The 19,242-nt window shown below is 73.2% G+C and carries 16 protein-coding genes; 7 read left to right on the forward strand and 9 right to left on the reverse strand.

The annotated features are described in order from the left end of the window. Positions 1 to 7: 7 nt before the first annotated feature. The 8 genes from AC3RKB_RS15345 to AC3RKB_RS15380 all read right to left on the reverse strand — a co-directional run bounded on the left by AC3RKB_RS15345 (position 8) and on the right by AC3RKB_RS15380 (position 6,104). Entirely contained in the window at positions 8 to 793 is a 786-nt protein-coding gene (locus tag AC3RKB_RS15345) for a metal-dependent hydrolase (RefSeq protein WP_491437122.1), read from the reverse strand. A gap of 130 nt (positions 794 to 923) precedes the next feature. Next, positions 924 to 1,517 (reverse strand): energy-coupling factor transporter transmembrane component T family protein, encoded by a 594-nt coding sequence (locus tag AC3RKB_RS15350; RefSeq protein ID WP_491437123.1) that lies wholly within the window; start codon positions 1,515 to 1,517, stop codon positions 924 to 926. Positions 1,518 to 1,524: 7 nt separating this feature from the next. Continuing rightward, a complete protein-coding gene (locus tag AC3RKB_RS15355; RefSeq protein WP_491437124.1) occupies positions 1,525 to 2,205 on the reverse strand; it encodes an energy-coupling factor ABC transporter ATP-binding protein in 681 nt (226 codons plus the stop codon). Further along, on the reverse strand, positions 2,202 to 3,380 hold the full coding sequence (locus tag AC3RKB_RS15360) for a thiolase family protein (RefSeq protein ID WP_491437125.1): 1,179 nt from the start codon (positions 3,378 to 3,380) through the stop codon (positions 2,202 to 2,204). Before AC3RKB_RS15360 ends, AC3RKB_RS15355 begins: the two co-directional genes overlap by 4 nt. Next, positions 3,377 to 4,588 (reverse strand): class I adenylate-forming enzyme family protein, encoded by a 1,212-nt coding sequence (locus AC3RKB_RS15365; RefSeq protein WP_491437126.1) that lies wholly within the window; start codon positions 4,586 to 4,588, stop codon positions 3,377 to 3,379. The genes AC3RKB_RS15360 and AC3RKB_RS15365 overlap by 4 nt, the downstream gene beginning before the upstream one ends. After that, complete coding sequence (locus AC3RKB_RS15370; RefSeq protein ID WP_491437127.1) at positions 4,585 to 5,223, reverse strand: biotin transporter BioY; 639 nt, start codon at positions 5,221 to 5,223, stop codon at positions 4,585 to 4,587. Before AC3RKB_RS15370 ends, AC3RKB_RS15365 begins: the two co-directional genes overlap by 4 nt. A gap of 102 nt (positions 5,224 to 5,325) precedes the next feature. After that, a complete protein-coding gene (locus AC3RKB_RS15375) occupies positions 5,326 to 5,778 on the reverse strand; it encodes a hypothetical protein (RefSeq protein WP_491437128.1) in 453 nt (150 codons plus the stop codon). A gap of 137 nt (positions 5,779 to 5,915) precedes the next feature. Beyond that, complete coding sequence (locus tag AC3RKB_RS15380; RefSeq protein ID WP_491437129.1) at positions 5,916 to 6,104, reverse strand: hypothetical protein; 189 nt, start codon at positions 6,102 to 6,104, stop codon at positions 5,916 to 5,918. Positions 6,105 to 6,230: 126 nt separating this feature from the next. On the opposite strand from AC3RKB_RS15380, the gene AC3RKB_RS15385 reads away from it, so the two are divergent. The 3 genes from AC3RKB_RS15385 to AC3RKB_RS15395 are packed head-to-tail and all read left to right on the forward strand — an operon-like array spanning position 6,231 to position 11,866. Beyond that, positions 6,231 to 6,848, forward strand: a complete 618-nt coding sequence (locus tag AC3RKB_RS15385) for a TetR/AcrR family transcriptional regulator (protein ID WP_491437130.1) — start codon at positions 6,231 to 6,233, stop codon at positions 6,846 to 6,848. Between the two features lie 9 nt (positions 6,849 to 6,857). Beyond that, a complete protein-coding gene (locus AC3RKB_RS15390; protein ID WP_491437131.1) occupies positions 6,858 to 9,755 on the forward strand; it encodes an MMPL family transporter in 2,898 nt (965 codons plus the stop codon). Next, complete coding sequence (locus tag AC3RKB_RS15395; RefSeq protein ID WP_491437132.1) at positions 9,752 to 11,866, forward strand: YhgE/Pip family protein; 2,115 nt, start codon at positions 9,752 to 9,754, stop codon at positions 11,864 to 11,866. Before AC3RKB_RS15390 ends, AC3RKB_RS15395 begins: the two co-directional genes overlap by 4 nt. 21 nt (positions 11,867 to 11,887) lie before the next feature. On the opposite strand, the gene AC3RKB_RS15400 is transcribed toward AC3RKB_RS15395, so the two are convergent. Further along, the gene (locus AC3RKB_RS15400) at positions 11,888 to 12,751 is read right to left on the reverse strand and encodes a sugar phosphate isomerase/epimerase family protein (protein WP_491437133.1); all 864 of its coding nucleotides are present in this window, start codon (positions 12,749 to 12,751) and stop codon (positions 11,888 to 11,890) included. A 61-nt stretch (positions 12,752 to 12,812) separates the two neighbouring features. On the opposite strand from AC3RKB_RS15400, the gene AC3RKB_RS15405 reads away from it, so the two are divergent. Genes AC3RKB_RS15405 through ilvN form a run of 4 tightly spaced genes read left to right on the forward strand, consistent with a single transcriptional unit; the run spans position 12,813 to position 19,190 of the window. Continuing rightward, entirely contained in the window at positions 12,813 to 15,071 is a 2,259-nt protein-coding gene (locus AC3RKB_RS15405) for a bifunctional alpha,alpha-trehalose-phosphate synthase (UDP-forming)/trehalose-phosphatase (protein ID WP_491437860.1), read from the forward strand. Positions 15,072 to 15,123: 52 nt separating this feature from the next. Continuing rightward, a complete protein-coding gene (gene ilvD, locus AC3RKB_RS15410; RefSeq protein WP_491437134.1) occupies positions 15,124 to 16,818 on the forward strand; it encodes a dihydroxy-acid dehydratase in 1,695 nt (564 codons plus the stop codon). A 45-nt stretch (positions 16,819 to 16,863) separates the two neighbouring features. Then, positions 16,864 to 18,678, forward strand: a complete 1,815-nt coding sequence (locus AC3RKB_RS15415; protein WP_491437135.1) for an acetolactate synthase large subunit — start codon at positions 16,864 to 16,866, stop codon at positions 18,676 to 18,678. 2 nt (positions 18,679 to 18,680) lie between these two features. Beyond that, the gene (gene ilvN / locus AC3RKB_RS15420) at positions 18,681 to 19,190 is read left to right on the forward strand and encodes an acetolactate synthase small subunit (protein WP_465543369.1); all 510 of its coding nucleotides are present in this window, start codon (positions 18,681 to 18,683) and stop codon (positions 19,188 to 19,190) included. The last annotated feature ends 52 nt before the right edge of the window (positions 19,191 to 19,242 follow it).

Raw genomic sequence — 19,242 nt, forward strand, 5'->3', positions numbered from 1 at the left:
TCGTGCCTCACCAGAAGGCGTACAGGTCGATGCCGAACAGAAGCAGGCCCTCGTGCGCGAACCCCGTGAAGCAGTAGACGCCGAGTGCGGCGCCCAGCAGCGTCTCGCGGAGGGAGCCAGTGTCGCCCAGCAGGGGCAGCGCGACGTAGCCGTTCGGCATCCAGATGCGGTTGAGCACGGGCACCGGATGCAGCGGCTCGGGCGGCCTCGGAACCCAGGGCCAGAACAGGCCCGGGAGCCCGCCCGTCGTGAGGAAGTCGCCCGCGAGGTGCGCGACGAACCCCACCGCGACCGCGAGCGGGAACCATGCGACCTGCTCGGGCGCGAACAGCACGATGAATGCGCCCAGCAGTGCGCCGAGCGCCCACGCGGCCGCCCACGTGCGCACGAAGTCGCGCGCCTTCAGGCCGAACGCCGTGAGCGCCGCCGCCCCGAGCCCCGCGCCGATCGCGAGCGTGCCGAACTGCTCCGTGACGACCGTCGCGAGCGTGAGCGCCCACGCGGCCGCGGCCACGACCGCGAGCCCGACCGGCGAATGCGCGCCCTGCCGGTGCCCGCCGGAGAGGACGCCCACCGTGCCGGTCGCGAGCCGACCCAGCACGGGCACCGAGTGCGCGATCGTCGCGCTGTGGTGGTCGGCATCCGGAAGCAGTGCCGCCCCCGCGCAGACCGCGGTGCCCGCGAGTACCCCGACCGGGTCGAGCGGGTAGGCGCCGGAGCTGACGAGGGGCAGCGTGCTGGTGATCGCGATCCACGCGGCGGCGCCGCTCGTGGCGTGGGTGATGCCCATCATCGGGGGTGGGGTCTCCTTCGGGTCGGCCGTCGGGTCGGCGATCGACCAGTCTGCCGGTGGCCGGCGACATCCCCGGGCGTGTCGACCGGGCGGCGCGTCGCGCACACCTGGAACCGAGGCGGGACCGGTCTCAGTCGTCGACGCCGCGCGCTATGAGCGCCTCGCCGAGGTGGTCGGCCGTGCGCAGAGCACGGACGATCACGGGCACCGCGAGGGCGGTGGCCGATCCCTCGGCGCCGCGCGCCTTGCGGGCCTCGAGCACCTCGCGCACGAGGTCGGCGAGCAACGGCACGCAGCGGATGGCGAGCGCGAGCGCGAGGCCCACGCGGTCGGGATCGACCCAGCGCTGGAACGGCCGCAGCAGCACCTGCATCGCGTCGAGCGTCTCCGACACGGGGGTCGTCAGCGTGTAGACCGCCGCGAGCGCGACCGCGAGCACGAGCCGCAGCCCCATGGTCGCCGCCGCCTCCCACCCGGAGAAGATCCACTGCACCGGAACGGCGAACGCGAGCACCCACAGGATCGGCGCGACCTGCCGCCAGGCCAGTCGCGCCGGGATGCGGGCGAGCGCGAACAGCCCGACGACGACGACGGATGCTACGCCGAGCGCCGCGAGCGAGTGCAGCAGCGCCACGACCGTGACCACGGCCGCGAGCAGGCCGAGCTTCACGAGCGCCGGCGTGCGGTGCACGAGCGAGGTGCCGGGATGGTAGACGCCGATCATCCGCGCGTCATCCGATCAGCGCACGGTAGGCGTCGAGTGCGTGCCGCGGCTCGTCGTCGGCGACGACGCGGCCGCCCTCCATGACGATGACGCGGTCGAACGTCTCGAGCAGCTCGAGCTGGTGGCTGACGACCACGAGCTGCTGGTCGAGCGTCTCGAAGTGCTCCGCGATGCGGCGTGCGTTGCGGGCGTCGAGCAGCGTCGTCGGCTCGTCGGCGACGACGATCGAGGGCTCGCCGACGAGCACCGACGCGAGCGCGAGCAACTGCTTCTGCCCTCCGGAGAGCCGGTGCGCGGGCCGGTCGGCCAGGTCGGCGAGCCCGAACCGGTCGAGGGTCGCGTCGACGCGTGCCGCGGCATCCGCTGCACCGAGCTTGTGGCGGCGCAGGGTGAACGCGACGTCCTCGCGAACGGTGGGCATGACGATCTGGGTGTCGGCGTTCGTGAACACGAACCCGACGCGGCGGCGCACCTCGCGGCCGTGGCGCGCGACGTCGAGCCCGTCGACCTCGACGCGGCCGTCCGTCGGCGTCACGAGGCCGTTGATCATGCGTGCCAGCGTCGACTTGCCCGAGCCGTTCGCGCCGACGATGCCGACGCGTCGCTCGGCGAGCTCGAGCGTGACGCCGTCGACGACGCGCTCGTCGCCGAAGTCGTGGCTGACCCCCTCGAAGCGGATGGCGCTCATGCGACCCGCTCCACGATCATCGCGATGCCCTGTCCGCCGCCGATCGAGCACGCCGCGAGGCCGGCGCGGTCGGCCGCGTCGCTCGCGAGCATGCGCGCGGCGAGCCGCACGAGCAGGATCGCGCCGGACGCCCCCCACGGGTGGCCGAGCGCGATCGCGCCGCCGTCGGCCGAGATCGTCTCCTCGTCGAGGCCGAGCTCGTCGCTCACGGCGAGCAGCTGCGCGGCGAACGCCTCCGTGATCTCGACGAAGCCGAGGTCGGCGGCCGTCATGCCCGCGCGCTGGAGGGCGGCGCGCGCGGCGGGGGCTGCGCCGAGGCCGGGCAGGGCCGGGTCGCCTGCGGCGACGGCCGCGGCGCGCACCCGAAAGGCCGGCAGGCCGAGGTCGCGGGCGACCTCGGCGGTCGTGACGGCCATGGCCGCCGCGCCATCGGAGAAGCCGCAGGAGTTGCCGGCCGTGACGGTGCCGCCTGGCCGGGCCCCGTCGCGCGCGAGCGACGCGGAGGCCGGTGCGAACGCCGGGGCGAACCGGGTGAGTCGCGCGAGGTCCATCGCGGCGCGCGGCCGGTCATCGCGCACGACGCCGTCGACCGGCACGATCTCGGCGTCGAAGCCGCCCGCCGCCTGTGTCGCGGCGGCGCGGGCGTGCGAGCGCGCGGCCCACGCGTCCTGGCGCGCGCGCGTGATGCCGCGCACGCGGGCGAGGTGCTCGGCGGCCGGTCCCATATCGGGATCGGGGAAGCCCTGCGGTGCGAACGGCGCGCGCGTGTACCGCTCACCCGTGCCGGGCCACGCCCGGTGCGGCGCGGTCGAGGCCGACTCGGCGCCGCCCGCGAGCACGACCGTCGCGTCGCCGGCGCGCACGCGCGATGCGGCCTGCAGCACCGCGTCGAGGCCGGAGCCGCACTGGCGGTCGACGGTGACGCCGGGAACGCCGACGCCGAGGCCGGCCCGGAGTGCGGCGACACGCGCGAGGTCGCCGCCCGGACCCATGCAGTTGCCGAGCACGACGTCGTCGACGGGCAGGCCCGACGGCGCGACGGCGGCGGCCGCCGCGGCGAGCACGGGTGCGGCGAGCGCATCGACGGTGTGCGCGGCGAATCCGCGTCCGGCGGTGCCGATCGCGGTGCGCCGTACCGCGACGATCACGGGCGCGGAGGCGTCCCGGCCCCTCATGCGACGTTCCCGCCGTCGAAGGGTGCCGGATGTCCCGCCCCGAGCGCGCCCGCGGCGACCGCGTCGCGCAGCACGCCGCGCGCGACCTTGCCCGCGTCGGTGCGCGGCAGCTCGTGCACGAACCAGCGCCGCGGCAGCTCGACGGGGGAGAGCCCGACGCGCGCGGCGGCGACCACGGTCTCGAGCGCGACGCCGTCGTCGAGCTCGAGGATCGCGGCGATGCGCTGCCCGAGCAGCTCGTGGGGCTCGCCGATGACCGCTGCGGCGCGCACTCCCGGCACCGCGGCGAGTCGCGCCTCGACCTGCTCGGCGGGGACGGTCGCGCCCGCGGTGGTGATGGCCGCGTCGCCGCGACCGAGCACTCGGATGCCGCCGTCCGCTGTCGGCTCGGCGAGGTCGCCGACGGTCGCGAATCCGTCGGCCGCGGCGACGCCGAGCGCGAGGTACGGCGATCGCGCCCAGAGCACGTCGCCGACCGCGCCGGGCCGCAGCTCGACGTCGACGCCGGGGAACGGCGCCAGCGTGCCGGCCGATCCGGCGAGCACGAACGACAGCTCGGCCGCACCGTAGTACTCGGTCAGGCGGATGCCGCGTGCCGCCACCCGTGCGCGGAGCGCCGCGCTCATGGCGGCACCCGCGACGATCGCGGCGGGCGGCATCTCGGTTGCGTCGGCGATCCGGGCGAGCCGGGTGGGCGTCGCGTGCACGACGGACGACCCCTCGAGGCGGTCGGTCGCCGTGGCGCCGAGCCACAGCGCATGCAGCACCGCGTACAGGTGCATCGAGACGTGCAGCGGGCCGGTGACGGCCACGCGATCGTCGTCGCCGAGCCCGGCCAGGTCGGCCAGCGGCGCGGCCGACGCGAGCCAGGAGTCGCTCGTGCGCGCCACGACGCGCGGCGCGGCGCCGGGCGCGGCCGTCGAGCCGGAGGTCGTCAGCGCGAGCTCCGTTCCGCTCGGCAGCGCACGGTGGAGGAGGTCGGCCGCGTCGGGCCCGGCACCCACGAGCACGGGCCGGCCGCGCGACAGGCACGCGAGCACGGTCACGACGAGGTCGACGGGATCGGTGCCGGCGCGGCATCCGACCGGCCCCGACCCCGATGGGAGCACGGCTGCGTCGACCGCGCGGGCGAGGTCGCCGTAGCGCACGGCGTCGCCGCCGAACGCCAGGGCGACCCGCCGGTCGCGGCCGCGCAGCCAGTCGCTCATGCGGCGGGGGTCGCCGCCCCGCGGCCCCACGGCCACGGCTTCGGGTCGATGAGGCCCGGCCAGGCGCGGTGCACGCCCTTCGCGACGAGCACGGTGACGACGACCTTGAGGATGTCGCCGGGCAGGAAGATCGCGGAGCCGGCGATCGCGACGCCGAGCGGGGTGCCCGTGATCGCGGCGAACACCGGGACGCCGACGAGGTACACGACCACGATGCCGCCGAACGCGGTCGCGGCGAGCGCCGGGAGCACGCGGTACTTCGGCAGCAGGCGCGCGGTGAGCCAACCGATCACGAACGCGCCGAGGACCCACCCGATGAGATAGCCCGCCGACGGCCCGACGAACACGGCGATGCCGCCCCGACCGCCCGAGAGCAGCGGGAGGCCGGCCGCGACGAGCGCGAGCAGCAGCAGCACCGAGAGTGCGCCCTTGCGCGCCCCGAGGATCGCGCCGGCGAGCATGACGCCGAGGGTCTGGAAGGTGATCGGCACGGCGGTGCCGCCCAGGTAGAGCGCGCCGGGCAGGCCGAGCGCCGCGATGAGCGCGGCGAACACGGCGATCTGGGCGAGGTCGCGTGCGGAGATGCGGGCGCGGCTGCGCTCGGGGGCGGCAGCGGGGGACTGGGTCGCGGTCATGTCCTTCACGCTACGAACGGCACATGACCCGCCGCTCGCGTGGCCGTACAAGAATCACCGCGGGATTTTGGAACGCCGTGGCGTGCGGCCGCCGCGGTCGGTTCAGGCGGCGCGCGCCTCCTGTGCGGCCAGCGGCGCGGGCACGGATGACGCGATGCCCGGCACGTCGGTCGTGGCGAGGTCGTCGGACTCGTCGAGGTCGACCGGGTCGGCCCACACGACGAGCGGCGCGGGCGTCCAGCTGAGGGCGAGCGAGGCCTCGTCCGCGGGTACGACCACGGCGACCTGCTCGCGCTCCTCGAGGATCGCGCGCGTCACCTCGGCGGCGATCTGGTGCGTGAGCATCGCCTGGAAGATCCGGTCGGAGTCGGCGTCGGTGCGGCGGACGAGGGACCACTGGCCGTCGGGGCCGATGAACCGCGAGAGCCGGGCGTTGACGAGCTCGAAGATGTGCTCGCCGCGGAGGTCCGCAGCCGTCGCGCGGGGCGAGGGTGCGGGAGCGGTGTGGGCGGCGGCCTGGGCGGCGAGCCGCGCGCGGCGCCAGCGGCGGAACATCGGTGTCCTCTCGGTCGTGCGATGGGAAGGGACTCGGCGGCGGATGGTCCTGTCCAGTCTCCGTCAGGCGCGCGCGAACCCCGGGCGGACACGCCGCCCGGGGCGAGGCGCGGCTCGGACGTGCAGACCGGTGCCGGTCACTCGGCCAGTTCGCGCCGCTTCTGCTCGTCGGCCACGGTGCCGATGGCGATCGCCAGCGTCGCCGCCCATGAGACCCACATGAGCAGGAGCCTCCAGTCGCGCGGCCCGGCCATGGTCGCGCGGATCACGCCGATCGCGCTGAAGATCGAACTCAGGACCGCGGTACTGAAGAGGTACTTGCGCATGAGGTCACGCTATCGTCCGGCGCACGCGCGTCGCGACCGGTTGACACCCCCTCGTGGCTGGGAGAACGCCACGAACGCTGACCGATCGTGCAGGATCTGACCGATCGGTCAAGTACGCTCGATCGCATGCCCACCGAAGCCAGGCCCGCGTCACGCGCGCGCGCCGCCGACGAGCTCAAGCAGGCCGCCCTCGAGCAGTTCGCGTCGGTCGGCTTCGCCGCGTCGTCGCTGCAGCACATCGCCGACCACGCCGGCTACTCGAAGTCGAGCGTGCTGTACCACTACGCCTCGAAGGAGGCGCTGCTCGAAGCCGCCATCGAACCCGCCGTGGCCGAGTTCGAGGAGGTGCTCGAGGACTTCCTCGCCGGGCGGGGGGCCGGTCGCCGGCGACAGCTCGTCAACCGGGTCGTCGACCTGCTGATCGCCCACCGCGAGGCCGTGCACGTGTTCCTGATCCAGGGTCCCAGCCTGGCCGAGCTGCCCATCATCGAGCGCGCGAACGCGTCGGTGCGGCGCCTCGCCGCAGCCATCTGCGAGGAGCGCGAGAGCGTCGCCGACCAGGTTCGCTTCGGCATCGCGCTCGGCGGCGCGGCGTTCCTGCTCACGGCCGGGCGCACCTTCGCCGACGAGGACTCCCGGCCGGCCGACGACGAGCTCGCCGTCGCTCTGCACCAGGTCATCGCCGAGATCCTCACACCGATCGGTGCCGCGCGCCCCGCCATCCGCTCGACCACCGCCGACTGAGAGAGAACCGTGGCCCTCTTCCTCCACCGCATCGGACGCGCCGCCTTCCGTCGCGCCTGGCTCGTGATCATCGCCTGGGGCGTCGCGCTCGCCGCCCTGCTCGGCCTCGGCATCGGCCTGGGCGGGCAGCTCCAGGAGTCCTACGCCATCCCCGGCACCGAGTCGCAGGACGCGATCGACCAGCTCGCCGCCGTGTTCCCGCAGACCGCCGGCGCCTCGGCGAAGGCCGTCGTCGAGGCACCCGACGGCGAGTCGGTCGAGAACGCCCCGTACCGCGACGCGATCGAGGCCACGGAGGCCGAGCTGGAGGACGTCGACGGCGTCGCGAGCGTGCTCGGCCCGTTCGACGAGTACGCCGGCGACCAGGTCTCGGGCGACGAGCGCACCGCGTACATCCAGGTGCAGTTCGACGGGCCCGTGACCGACGTCACGGAGGAGTCCATCGACGCGGTGCTCGCCACCGGCGAGACCGGCCGCGACGCGGGCCTCGAGGTCGCGTTCGGCGGCGAGGTGTTCCAGGAGACGACGTTCGGCCTGACGATCACCGAGGCGTTCGGCGTGCTGTTCGCCGGCGTGGTGCTGCTGATCACGTTCGGCTCGCTGCTGTCGGCCGGGATGCCGCTGCTCACCGCCATCGTCGGCGTCGCCGCCACGTTCGGCGGCATCTCGCTCGTCGCCGCGTTCGCCCCCGTGTCGAGCACGGCACCCATGCTCGCGGTCATGATCGGCCTCGCGGTCGGCATCGACTACGCGCTCTTCATCCTGTCTCGACATCGCACGCAGCTCGCACGCGGCATGGACCCCGAGGAGAGCGCGGCCGAGGCGGTCGCGACGGCCGGCGGCGCGGTCGTGTTCGCCGGCCTCACGGTGATCATCGCGCTCCTCGGCCTGCTCGTGGTCGGAATCCCGTTCCTCAGCGTCATGGGCGTCGCGGCCGCCTTCGCCGTGCTCATCGCCGTCTTCGGCGCGACGACGCTGCTGCCCGCGCTCCTCGGCCTGGCCAAGGGGCGCCTCGCGCCGAAGCCCGGCAGCCGCGCCCACCGTCGCGCGGTCGCGCACGACGAGGGTGGGAAGCCGACGCTCGGCCGCCGATGGGTCGACACGGTGCTCAGGGCCCCGATCGTGTTCGTGCTGCTCGTCGTCGGCCTGCTCGGCACGGCCGCGATCCCGGCCGCGAGCCTCGACCTCAACCTGCCCGGTGGGCGGGGCGAGGCCGGCACCAGCCAGCGCGAGGCGTACGACATGATCTCCGCCGGCTTCGGCGAGGGCTACAACGGCCCGCTCATCGTGACCGTCGACATCACGCAGACCACCGACATCTTCGACGACCTCGACGCGATCGGCGCACGCCTGGCCGAGGTCGACGGCGTCGCGTACGTCGGCGAGGGCCTGCCCAACGAGACCGTGGACACGGCGATCATCCAGGTCGTCCCCGAGAGCGGCCCGACCGACCCCGCCACCAAGCAGGTCGTGCAGGACATCCGCGCCCTCGAGGACGAGATCGTCGACGAGTTCGGCACGCCGATCGCGGTCACCGGCTACACCGCCGTCTCGATCGACATCTCGCAGCGCCTGACCGACGCGCTGATCCCGTTCGCGCTCATCGTCGTCGGCCTCTCGATCATCCTGCTGCTCGTCGTGTTCCGGTCGGTGTTCGTGCCGATCAAGGCCGCGCTCGGGTTCCTGCTCTCCGCGTTCGGCGCCATCGGCGTCACGGTCGCGGTGTTCCAGTGGGGATGGCTCGCCGACCTGATGCACATCGAGCCAGGGCCCATCCTGAGCTTCCTGCCCATCCTGCTGATGGCCGTGCTCTTCGGCCTGGCCATGGACTACGAGGTGTTCCTCGTCTCGGGCATGCGCGAGGAGTACGTCAAGACCAAGGAGCCGCGCTCCTCGATCGTGCACGGGTTCCAGCACGCCGCACGCGTCGTCACGGCGGCCGCGCTCATCATGTTCTTCGTGTTCTTCGCGTTCGTGCCCGAGGCCACCGGGGTGATCAAGGGCATCGCGTTCGCGCTCGCGATCGGCGTCGCGTTCGACGCGTTCCTCGTGCGCATGACGCTCGTGCCGGCCGCGATGGCGCTCGCCGGGCGCGGCGCCTGGTGGCTGCCGAGGTGGCTGGCGCGCGTCCTGCCCGACGTCGACATCGAGGGCGAGGGCCTGCGCGCGCACCTCGCCGAGTCGGAGTGGGCGGCCGCGCGCGATGCGGACGTGCTCGCCGACGACCTGCTCGTCGGCGACCCGGCCGACCCGATCGGCCCGGTGTCGATCGCGGTGCCCCGCGGCGGTGCGCTGGTCGTCCGAGGGCGCCCGGCCGAACGCCGGCTGCTGTCGGCCACGCTCGCCGGCCGCGTGATGCCCGCGGGCGGACGCCTCGCGGTGCTCGGGCTTCCGCTTCCGACCGACGCGAGCGCCGTCATGCAGCGCGTCGCGATCGCCGATGGCGCAACGGATGGCGCCGCCGACGCCACCGCGGGCGACCTCGTCGCCGCCCGCATCGACGCGACCCGCGCGTGGTACCGCCTCGGCTCGACGCGCGGGGCGACCACCGCCGCCCTGCGTCGCGTCGCGGAGGCGCGCACGGCCGCGGCCGACCCGCTCGCGGGGCGGGCGCGCGCCCTCGACCCCGACACGCCGTACGGCTCGCTCGACCCACTCGACCGGCTCCTCGTCGCCGTCGCCGCCGCGCTCGCCGAGGGCCCGCGCGCCGTGGTAGTCGACCTCGACGCCGCGCCCGGCGACGCCGCCCGCACATGGCAGGCGCTCGCACGCCTCGTGCCCGTCGACGTCGTGCTCATCGCGACCACGACGGCCGACGCCGACCTCGACCCCGTCCGTGCGGCCTTCGAGGCCCGCGGCATCCGCTCGCTCGACCTCGTCACCCGCCCGCAGGAGGCCCTCCGATGACCCGCCCCGACACGACCGCCCCGGCCGGCTCGACCCCCGCGCGCCGGCGCGGACGCCGCGCCGCGCTCCTCGCGGTCGTCATCGCCGTGCCGCTCGCCGTCGCCGGCCTCGTCGCCGGCGCGGTCGGCGGCGTCGACGAACGACTCGACGCGATCCCCGCGGTCGTCGTGAACAACGACGAGATGGTCACCATGACCACGCCCGACGGCGAGGAGCAGCCGGTGATCGCGGGCCGGCAGCTCGTGACCGAGCTCACCGGCGACGGGCAGACCGGATTCGACTGGACGATCTCCAACGACGAGGAGGCCGCCGCCGCGCTCGCCGACGGCGAGGCCTACGCGGTCCTCACGATCCCGTCCGATTTCTCGGCGTCGGTCACCTCGCTCTCGGGCGACGCCCCGACGGCGGCCTCGCTCGACATCCGCACCGACGATGCGCACGGCTACCTCGCCGGGGTCGTCGGCAGCGCGGTCGGCGACGCGATCGCCTCGACGTTCGGCACCGAGCTCACGACCCGGTATCTCGAGGGCCTCTACGGCAACCTGATCACGGTCGGCGGCTCGCTCGGCGACGCGGCCGACGGCGCCGGGCAGCTCGCCGACGGCGCCGACTCGCTCTCGTCGGGCCTCGGGCAGCTCGCCGACGGCGTCGGCTCGTCGGCCGCGGGCGCCGAGGAGCTCGCGGGCGGCCTCGGCCAGCTCGCGGGCGGCGTCGGCACCGCGGCATCCGGAGCCTCGGATGCCGCGGCCGGAGCAGCCGCGTACGCGAACGGCGTCGACCAGTACACGGCGGGCGTCGACTCGTTCGCGGGCGGGCTCGGTCAGCTCGCCACGCAGACCTCGCAGCTCGGCGAGCTCGGCACGGGCGTCGCCGCCTACACCGAGGGCGTCGCCGAGTTCTCCGCCGGCTACGACCAGCTCGAGGTCGGCCTGCTCGCCCTCATCGACGGCAACATCGCGGCCACGGCGGCGGCGACCGGCGTGCCGCCGACCTGCGAGCCCGAGCCGGCGCCGCCCATCGCGCAGCTCTGCGCGCTGCGCCAGGGCGTCGTCGACACCGGCGACGGCGCGTCCCAGCTCGCCGCCGGGGGAGTGCCCCTCGGCGCCGGCGCGGCGGGTCTCGGCGACCTCGAGACCGGCATCGCCCAGACCGCGGCCGGTGCCGCGCAGCTCTCGGGCGGCTCGGCCCAGCTCCGTTCGGGCGCCGACGCGCTGACCTCGGGCTACCTGGGCATCTCGGGCGGCCTCACCGAGCTGCAGTCCGGCGCCTCGGGGGCCGCGTCGGGCACTTCGCAGCTCGCGAGCGGCCTGACGCAGCTCGAGGCGGGCGCCTCGGCGTCGGCGGACGGCGCATCCGACCTCGCCGGCGGCACGCAGGAGCTCGCCGACGGCCTCGCCGAGGGCGCCGCGGGCACGTCGTCGCTGAGCGACATGGACCCCGCGGAGACCGCGGGCGTCGTCGCCGACCCGGTCGTCTCGGAGTCGGCGCGCGACAACGAGATCGACACGCTCGGCCAGGTCGTCGCGATGCTGCTCGGCCCGATCGGCCTCTGGCTCGGCGCGATGGCGCTGTTCCTCGTGTTCCGCCCGTTCTCGCGCGAGGCGCTCGCCAGCACCGCGCCCACGGGCCGGCTGGTCGCGCGCACGCTCTTCCGCGGCTCGCTCATCGGCCTCGCGCAGGCGGCCGCCGTCGTGCTGCTCATGCACACCGCCCTCGGGGTGGACTGGGCGCTGCTGCCGCAGACGCTCGCGTTCTCGGCCCTGCTCGCGGTCTCGTTCACCGCGGTGCACGCCTTCCTCAGCGCCTGGCTCGGCCGGGCCGGCACGATCGTCTCGCTCGTGCTCGTCGTGCTGCAGCTCGCGGCGTCCGGCGGTCTCTACCCGCTCGAGATCGTCAGCGGCCCGTACCAGGCCGTGAGCCCGTTCCTGCCGCTCACGTGGGCCGTGTCGGGCATGCAGCACATCGTCTCGGGCGCCGGCGGCGGCGCGGTCTGGGCCGCGGCGGGCATGATCGCGCTGTTCGGGGTGCTCGGCGCGGCGGGCACGGCGATCGTGGTCGGCCGTCGCCGCGCCATCCGCCCCGCAGGTCGGGTCGCGCCGGTCACCGCCTGACTCGGGCCTCGCCCGGCCGTCTCAGTGGTGTCGGCCGGGCAGGATCGCGTCGATCGCGCGGCGCAGCGGCGATTCGTGCGCGGGCGCGGCGGGCTCGACCGACGTGTGCTCGCGGGCGAACGCGAGCGTCTCGCGGAGCATGTCGAGGCGCTCGGCCTCGGACTTCGCCTTGCGCGTGTTGATCTCGGCGACGATCGAGCCGTCCCAGCCGGTGTCGGCGAGCATCCGCAGCGTCTCGGCGACGGGCTCGCGGCCGTAGCCGGGCAGCAGGTGCTCGTCGAAGATCTGGCCCTCGCCGATCGCGCCCGACCCGTCGCAGAGATGCACGTGGCGCAGGCGGTCGCCGAGGTCCTTCGCGTACTCGAGGCTGTTCACGCCCGAGAGCGCCGCGTGCGAGAAGTCGAGCGTCACCGCGTCGCAGTCCATCTCGCGCGGGTCCCAGCCGGGCATGTACGCCTTCATGTTCCGACCCGCGGCGCGCCACGGGAACATGTTCTCGACCGCGATCTCGACGCCGTGCTCGTTCGAGAGTTCCCGCACGATCGGCAGGAACTCCAGGGCATAGCTCGCCTGCCAGCGGAACGGCGGGTGGACGACCACCGCCCCCGCGCCGACCGCCTTCGCGAGCTCGGCCGTCCGCGCGAGCTTCACGCGCGGGTCGCGGCCCCAGACGAAGTGCGTCAGCAGCAGGACGGGGGCGTGGATCGAGAGGATCGGCAGCTCCCACCGATCGGACATCTCGATCAGGCCCTCGGCCAGCTGGGTGGTGACCTCCTGGGTCACCATGATCTCGACGCCATCGAACCCGGACTCCTTCGCCAGGCGGAAGGCGTGTTCGGGTTCGAGTGGATACACGCAGGTGGTGCTCATACCGATGCGGATCATGAGGCTTCGAAGTCTAGCCCGGAAGGCTGGGCACCGGGTGGGACCTGTGGGGACTGTTAGCCTGAATCCCGAGCCGTCCGCGAGGAGGACCGACGACGTGAAGCCCGCCACCGACTCAGACGACCAGCACGCCGACCACGTCTACGACATGGTCGTCGTCTCGAACCGACTCCCCGTCGACTACGTCGGAGGGGAGGGCGACGACACGCGCTGGAGGGTCTCGCCCGGCGGCCTCGTCACCGCCCTCGAACCCGTGATGCGCGCCGCCGACGGCGCCTGGGTCGGCTGGACCGGCGTCGCCGACCACGAGTTCGCGCCGTTCGAGCACGAGGGCATCTCGATCATCCCCGTCCCGCTCTCGGCAGACGAGATCGAGGAGTACTACGAGGGCTTCTCCAACGACACCCTCTGGCCGCTCTACCATGACGTCATCGCACCGCCGCAGTTCCACCGCGAGTGGTGGGAGGCGTACGTGCGCGTCAACCGGCGGTTCGCCGAGGCCGCCGCGGGCGCCGCCGCCGAGGGCGGCGTCGTCTGGGTGCAGGACTACCAGCTGCAGCTCGTGCCGCGCATGCTCCGCGAGATCCGGCCCGACCTCGTGATCGGGTTCTTCAACCACATCCCGTTCCCCGCCTACGGCATCTACTCGCAGCTGCCCTGGCGGCGGCAGGTCGTCGACGGCCTCCTCGGCGCCGACGTCATCGGCTTCCAGCGCGCGGCCGACGCCGGCAACTTCTCTCGCGCGGTGCGCCGGCTGTTCGGCTACCGCACTCGCGGCACCGTGATCGAGGTCCCCGAGGGCGACGGCGTGCGTCATGTCGTCGCTCGGCACTTCCCGATCTCGATCGACGCCGCCGCGTTCGAGCAACTCGCGCGCCGGCCCGAGGTCCAGGAACGCGCGCGGGAGATCCGCTCGAGCCTGGGCGACCCCGACGTCGTCATGCTCGGCGTCGACCGGCTCGACTACACCAAGGGCATCCGGCACCGAATCAAGGCGTTCGGCGAACTGCTGCGCGACGGCCGGCTCTCCGTCGAGCAGGCCACGCTCGTTCAGGTCGCGAGCCCGTCGCGCGAGCGCGTCGCAACGTACCGCCAGCTGCGCGACGAGATCGAGCTGCTGGTCGGCCGCCTCAACGGCGACCACTCCACCCTGGGACATCCGGCGATCTCGTACCTGCACCACGGCTACCCACGCGAGGAGATGGCCGCGCTCTACCTCGCGGCAGACGTGATGCTCGTCACGGCGCTGCGCGACGGCATGAACCTCGTCGCCAAGGAGTACGTCGCGAGCCGCTACGACGACGACGGCGTACTGGTGCTCAGCGAGTTCACCGGCGCGTCCGACGAGCTCCGTCAGGCGATCCTCGTGAACCCGCACGACATCGAGGGCCTGAAGGACGCGATGGTCGAGGCCTCGCGCATGTCCAAGCGGGAACGGGCGCGTCGCATGCGCCTGCTCCGCAAGCGCGTGAAGGAGAACGACGTCGCGAACTGGTCGGCGACCTTCCTCGAGACCCTCACCGGCACCGGCGTCATCTCGCCCGGCGTGCCCGACCCGCTGCGCGCGGCGGTCGGCCGGATCGCCGAGGTCGAACGGCTGCTCGTCGCGCTCGACTTCGACGGCACGCTCGCCCCGCTCGTCGACCGGCCCGAGCAGGCCCGCGCGACTGAGCGGGCCCGAGCCGCGATCGAGCGGCTCGCCGACGCGGAGGACACGCGCGTCGCGCTCGTCTCGGGCCGGGCGCTCGACAGCCTGAAGGATGTCGCGGCGCCGCCCGTCGCCGCGCTGCTGAGCGGCTCGCACGGCGTCGAGCTCCAGCTCGAGGCAGGCACCGGCGTCACGCTCGACCTGCGCGAGGGCGAGCTCACGCGCCTCGAGCAGCTCATCGAGATCGTCGAGGATGCGGCCTCCGCGTCCGACGGCGCCTGGGTCGAGCGCAAGCCCGCCGGCATCGCCCTCCACACGCGCAAGCTCGGCGCGACCGCGGGCGCCGCGCTGCAGCGCGCGGCGCGCGAGCGCGTCGAGGCGGCCCTGCCCGGGCTCGCTACTCGCAGCGGCAAGAACGTGCTCGAGTTCGCGGTGCGCGCGAGCGACAAGGGCGAGGCGCTCACGCGGCTCCGTCAGCACGCGGGTGCCGATGCGGTGCTCTACGTCGGCGACGACGTGACCGACGAAGACGCGTTCGCCACGCTCGACACCGACGACGTCGGCGTCAAGGTCGGGCAGGGAAAGTCGATCGCGGCGTACCGCCTGCGCGGTCCCGACGACGTCGCCGAGCTGCTCGAGCTGCTCGCCGACGCGCGCGACGCCGCCCGCTGAGCGCGGTCGGCGACGGCGAAACCGGTGCCTGACGGCCCCTAGACTCGACGATATGTCGGAGATCGATCCCAAGCCCCGCAGTCGCGTCGTCACGGATGGCATCGAGGCCACCACCAGCCGGGGCATGCTCCGCGCGGTCGGCATGGGCGATACCGACTGGGACAAGCCGCAGGTCGGCATCGCGAGCTCGTGGAACGAGATCACGCCGTGCAACCTCTCACTCGCCCGCCTCGCGCAGGCGGCGAAGGAGGGCGTGCACGCCGGCGGCGGCTACCCGCTGCAGTTCGGCACCGTCTCGGTCTCCGACGGCATCTCGATGGGTCACGAGGGCATGCATTTCTCCCTCGTCTCGCGCGAGGTCATCGCCGACTCCGTCGAGGTCGTCATGCAGGCCGAGCGCCTCGACGGCTCGGTCCTGCTCGCCGGCTGCGACAAGTCCATCCCGGGCATGCTCATGGCCGCGGCCCGCCTCGACCTCGCCTCGGTGTTCCTCTACGCCGGCTCGATCGCGCCGGGCTGGGTGCGCCTCGAGGACGGCACCGAGAAGGACATCACCATCATCGACTCGTTCGAGGCGGTCGGCGCGGTCAAGGCCGGCAAGATGAGCGAGGCCGACGCCAAGCGCATCGAGTGCGCCTTCGCGCCCGGCGAGGGCGCCTGCGGCGGCATGTACACCGCGAACACCATGGCCTCGGTCGCCGAGGCGCTGGGACTCTCGCTCCCGGGCTCGGCGTCGCCCGCGTCGGCCGACCGTCGCCGCGACTACTACGCGCACCGCTCGGGCGAGGCGGTCGTGAACCTGCTGAAGACCGGCATCACGGCGCGCCAGATCCTCACCAAGAAGGCGTTCGAGAACGCCATCGCGGTCGGCATGGCGCTCGGCGGCTCGACGAACATCGTGCTGCACCTGCTCGCGATCGCACGCGAGGCCGAGGTCGAGCTCACCCTCGACGACTTCAACCGCATCGGCTCGAAGGTGCCGCACATCGGCGACCTCAAGCCGTTCGGCAAGTACGTCATGAACGACGTCGACCGCCGTGGCGGCCTGCCCGTGCTCATGAAGGCGCTGCTCGACGCGGGGCTCATGCACGGCGACGCGCTCACCGTCACGGGGAAGACCCTCGCCGAGAACCTCGCCGAGATGGACATCCCCGCGCTCGACGGCGAGGTGCTCCGCACGCTCGACAACCCGATCCACGAGACCGGCGGCCTCACGATCCTGCACGGCTCGCTCGCCCCCGAGGGTGCGGTCGTCAAGACCGCCGGATTCGACGCCGCCACGTTCGAGGGCCCCGCGCGCGTGTTCGAGCGCGAGCGCGCCGCAATGGATGCGCTCACGGCGGGCGAGATCAAGCACGGCGACGTGGTCGTCATCCGCTACGAAGGGCCGAAGGGCGGTCCCGGCATGCGCGAGATGCTCGCCATCACCGCCGCCATCAAGGGCGCTGGGCTCGGAAAAGATGTACTACTCTTGACGGACGGTCGATTCTCAGGCGGCACAACCGGCCTGTGCATCGGCCATCTGGCACCCGAGGCGGTGGACGAAGGTCCGATCGCCCTGGTGCGCGATGGTGATCTGATTCGGGTCGATATCGCGGCTCGTTCCATCGACCTACTGGTCGACGAGGCCGAGCTGGCAGCCCGCCGCGAAGGCTGGGCTCCGCTTCCTCCGCGCTACACCCGAGGCGTCCTCGCGAAGTACTCCAAGCTCGTGCGCTCCGCAGCCGAAGGCGCGACCACGGGCTAGGCGTTCGCCTGTCCCGAACACACCGTCACCATGAACAGGAATCGAATGACCACGGAATCCAGTCCCGTGCCATCGCCCGCCACCCTGTCGCAGTCGCAAGCGCACGGCAGCCCCGAGATGCTCACCGGAGCCGAGGCCGTCGTGCGCTCGCTCGAGCTCATCGGCATCACCGACGTCTTCGGGCTGCCCGGCGGCGCGATCCTCCCCGTCTACGACCCGCTGCTCGACAGCCGGCGCCTCCGCCACATCCTGGTCCGCCACGAGCAGGGCGCCGGCCATGCCGCCGAGGGCTACGCGTCGTCGTCGGGCAAGCTCGGGGTCGCGATCGCGACCTCCGGCCCCGGCGCCACCAACCTCGTGACGGCGATCGCCGACGCGCACATGGATTCGGTGCCCTTCCTCGCGATCACCGGCCAGGTGTTCTCGAACCTCATGGGCACCGACGCGTTCCAGGAGGCCGACATCGTCGGCATCACGATGCCGATCACGAAGCACTCGTTCCTCGTCAAGCGGGCCGAGGAGATCCCGGCCACGATCGCCGCGGCGGTGCACATCGCCACGACCGGCCGCCCGGGCCCCGTGCTCGTCGACATCACGAAGGACGCGCAGCAGGCCACGGCCCCGTTCGTCTGGCCGCCGAAGCTCGACCTGCCCGGCTACCGTCCGATCACCAAGGCGCACGGCAAGCAGGTGCTCGCCGCGGCCCAGCTGATCGCCGAGGCCAAGCGACCCGTGCTGTACGTCGGCGGCGGCATCATCCGCGCCGGCGCGTCCGACGAGCTCGCGGCGTTCGCCGAGGCGACCGGCGCCCCCGTCGTGACCACGCTCATGGCTCGCGGCGCGTTCCCCGACTCGCACCCGCAGCACCTCGGTATGCCGGGCATGCACGGCACCGTCCCCGCGGTGCTCGCCCTGCAGGAGTCCGACCTGCTCATCACACTCGGCGCCCGGTTCGACGACCGCGTCACGGGCAAGGCGGCCCTGTTCGCACCTGACGCGAAGGTCGTGCACGTCGACATCGACCCCGCCGAGATCGGCAAGATCCGCGCGGCCGACGTGCCGATCGTGGGCGACGCGAAGGACGTGCTCGTCGACCTGCTCGCGGCGTACCGCGAGGTCACGAAGCAGACCGCGCCCGACATCGCCGACTGGTGGGCCACGCTCGACGGGCTTCGCTCCGAGTTCCCGCTCGGCTACACGCAGCCGTCCGACGGGCTCCTCGCGCCGCAGTACGTGATCCAGCGCATCGGCGAGCTCACCGGCCCCGAGGGCGTCTACGCCGCGGGCGTCGGCCAGCACCAGATGTGGGCCGCCCAGTTCATCAAGTACGAGCGCCCGAACTCGTGGCTGAACTCCGGCGGCGCCGGCACCATGGGCTACGCGGTCCCCGCCGCGATGGGCGCCAAGGTCGCCGAGCCGAACCGGGTCGTGTGGGCGATCGACGGCGACGGCTGCTTCCAGATGACCAACCAGGAGCTCGCGACCTGCACGCTCAACGAGATCCCGATCAAGGTCGCGGTCATCAACAACTCCTCGCTCGGCATGGTGCGCCAGTGGCAGACCCTGTTCTACGACGGCCGCTACTCCAACACCGACCTGAACACGGGCCACGACACTGCGCGCGTGCCCGACTTCGTGAAGATGGCCGAGGCCTACGGCGCGCTCGGCATCCGGGTGACGAAGGAGGAGGAGGTCGACGCGGCCATCAAGCTCGCGCTCGAGACCAACGACCGTCCTGTCGTGATCGACTTCGTCGTCTCCGCCGACGCGATGGTGTGGCCGATGGTGCCGCAGGGCGTCTCCAACTCCTACATCCAGTACGCCCGCGACCACTCGCCGGCCTTCAGCCAGGAGGACTGAACATGTCGACCCACGTGCTCTCCCTCCTCGTCGAGGACAAGCCCGGCCTGCTCACGCGCGTCGCCGGCCTGTTCGCGCGCCGCGGCTTCAACATCGAGTCGCTCGCGGTCGGCCACTCCGAGATCGACGGCCTCTCCCGCATCACCGTCGTCGTCGACGTCGAGGACCTCCCGCTCGAGCAGGTCACCAAGCAGCTGAACAAGCTCGTCAACGTCATCAAGATCGTCGAGCTCGACCCGACCCAGTCGGTCCAGCGCGAGCACCTGCTCATCAAGGTGCGCGTCGACAACACGACGCGCTCGGCGGTGCTCGAGGCCGTGAACCTCTTCCGGGCCCGTGTCGTCGACGTCTCGACCGATGCGCTCGTGATCGAGGTCACGGGCGACTCCGGCAAGACCACCGCGCTGCTGAAGGTCCTCGAGCCGTACGGCATCAAGGAGATCGCGCAGTCGGGTCTCCTCGCGATCGGCCGCGGCGGCAAGTCGATCACCGAACGCGTCTTCAAGAGCTGATTCCGGATGCCGCGGCGCGCGTCGCGACATCCGGCTCAAAGAACCCATCACA

The sequence above is a fragment of the Agromyces capsici genome (assembly GCF_058349965.1).

Excerpts from the sequence above, each read along its gene's own strand:
- AC3RKB_RS15375 (WP_491437128.1), bottom strand. The coding sequence starts at position 5,778 with ATGTTCCGCCGCTGGCGCCGCGCGCGGCTCGCCGCCCAGGCCGCCGCC.
- AC3RKB_RS15385 (WP_491437130.1), top strand. The coding sequence starts at position 6,231 with ATGCCCACCGAAGCCAGGCCCGCGTCACGCGCGCGCGCCGCCGACGAG.
- AC3RKB_RS15415 (WP_491437135.1), top strand. The coding sequence starts at position 16,864 with ATGACCACGGAATCCAGTCCCGTGCCATCGCCCGCCACCCTGTCGCAG.
- AC3RKB_RS15360 (WP_491437125.1), bottom strand. The coding sequence starts at position 3,380 with ATGAGGGGCCGGGACGCCTCCGCGCCCGTGATCGTCGCGGTACGGCGC.
- AC3RKB_RS15350 (WP_491437123.1), bottom strand. The coding sequence starts at position 1,517 with ATGATCGGCGTCTACCATCCCGGCACCTCGCTCGTGCACCGCACGCCG.
- AC3RKB_RS15400 (WP_491437133.1), bottom strand. The coding sequence starts at position 12,751 with ATGATCCGCATCGGTATGAGCACCACCTGCGTGTATCCACTCGAACCC.
- ilvN (WP_465543369.1), top strand. The coding sequence starts at position 18,681 with ATGTCGACCCACGTGCTCTCCCTCCTCGTCGAGGACAAGCCCGGCCTG.
- AC3RKB_RS15345 (WP_491437122.1), bottom strand. The coding sequence starts at position 793 with ATGATGGGCATCACCCACGCCACGAGCGGCGCCGCCGCGTGGATCGCG.
- AC3RKB_RS15395 (WP_491437132.1), top strand. The coding sequence starts at position 9,752 with ATGACCCGCCCCGACACGACCGCCCCGGCCGGCTCGACCCCCGCGCGC.
- ilvD (WP_491437134.1), top strand. The coding sequence starts at position 15,124 with ATGTCGGAGATCGATCCCAAGCCCCGCAGTCGCGTCGTCACGGATGGC.
- AC3RKB_RS15380 (WP_491437129.1), bottom strand. The coding sequence starts at position 6,104 with ATGCGCAAGTACCTCTTCAGTACCGCGGTCCTGAGTTCGATCTTCAGC.
- AC3RKB_RS15355 (WP_491437124.1), bottom strand. The coding sequence starts at position 2,205 with ATGAGCGCCATCCGCTTCGAGGGGGTCAGCCACGACTTCGGCGACGAG.
- AC3RKB_RS15365 (WP_491437126.1), bottom strand. The coding sequence starts at position 4,588 with ATGAGCGACTGGCTGCGCGGCCGCGACCGGCGGGTCGCCCTGGCGTTC.
- AC3RKB_RS15370 (WP_491437127.1), bottom strand. The coding sequence starts at position 5,223 with ATGACCGCGACCCAGTCCCCCGCTGCCGCCCCCGAGCGCAGCCGCGCC.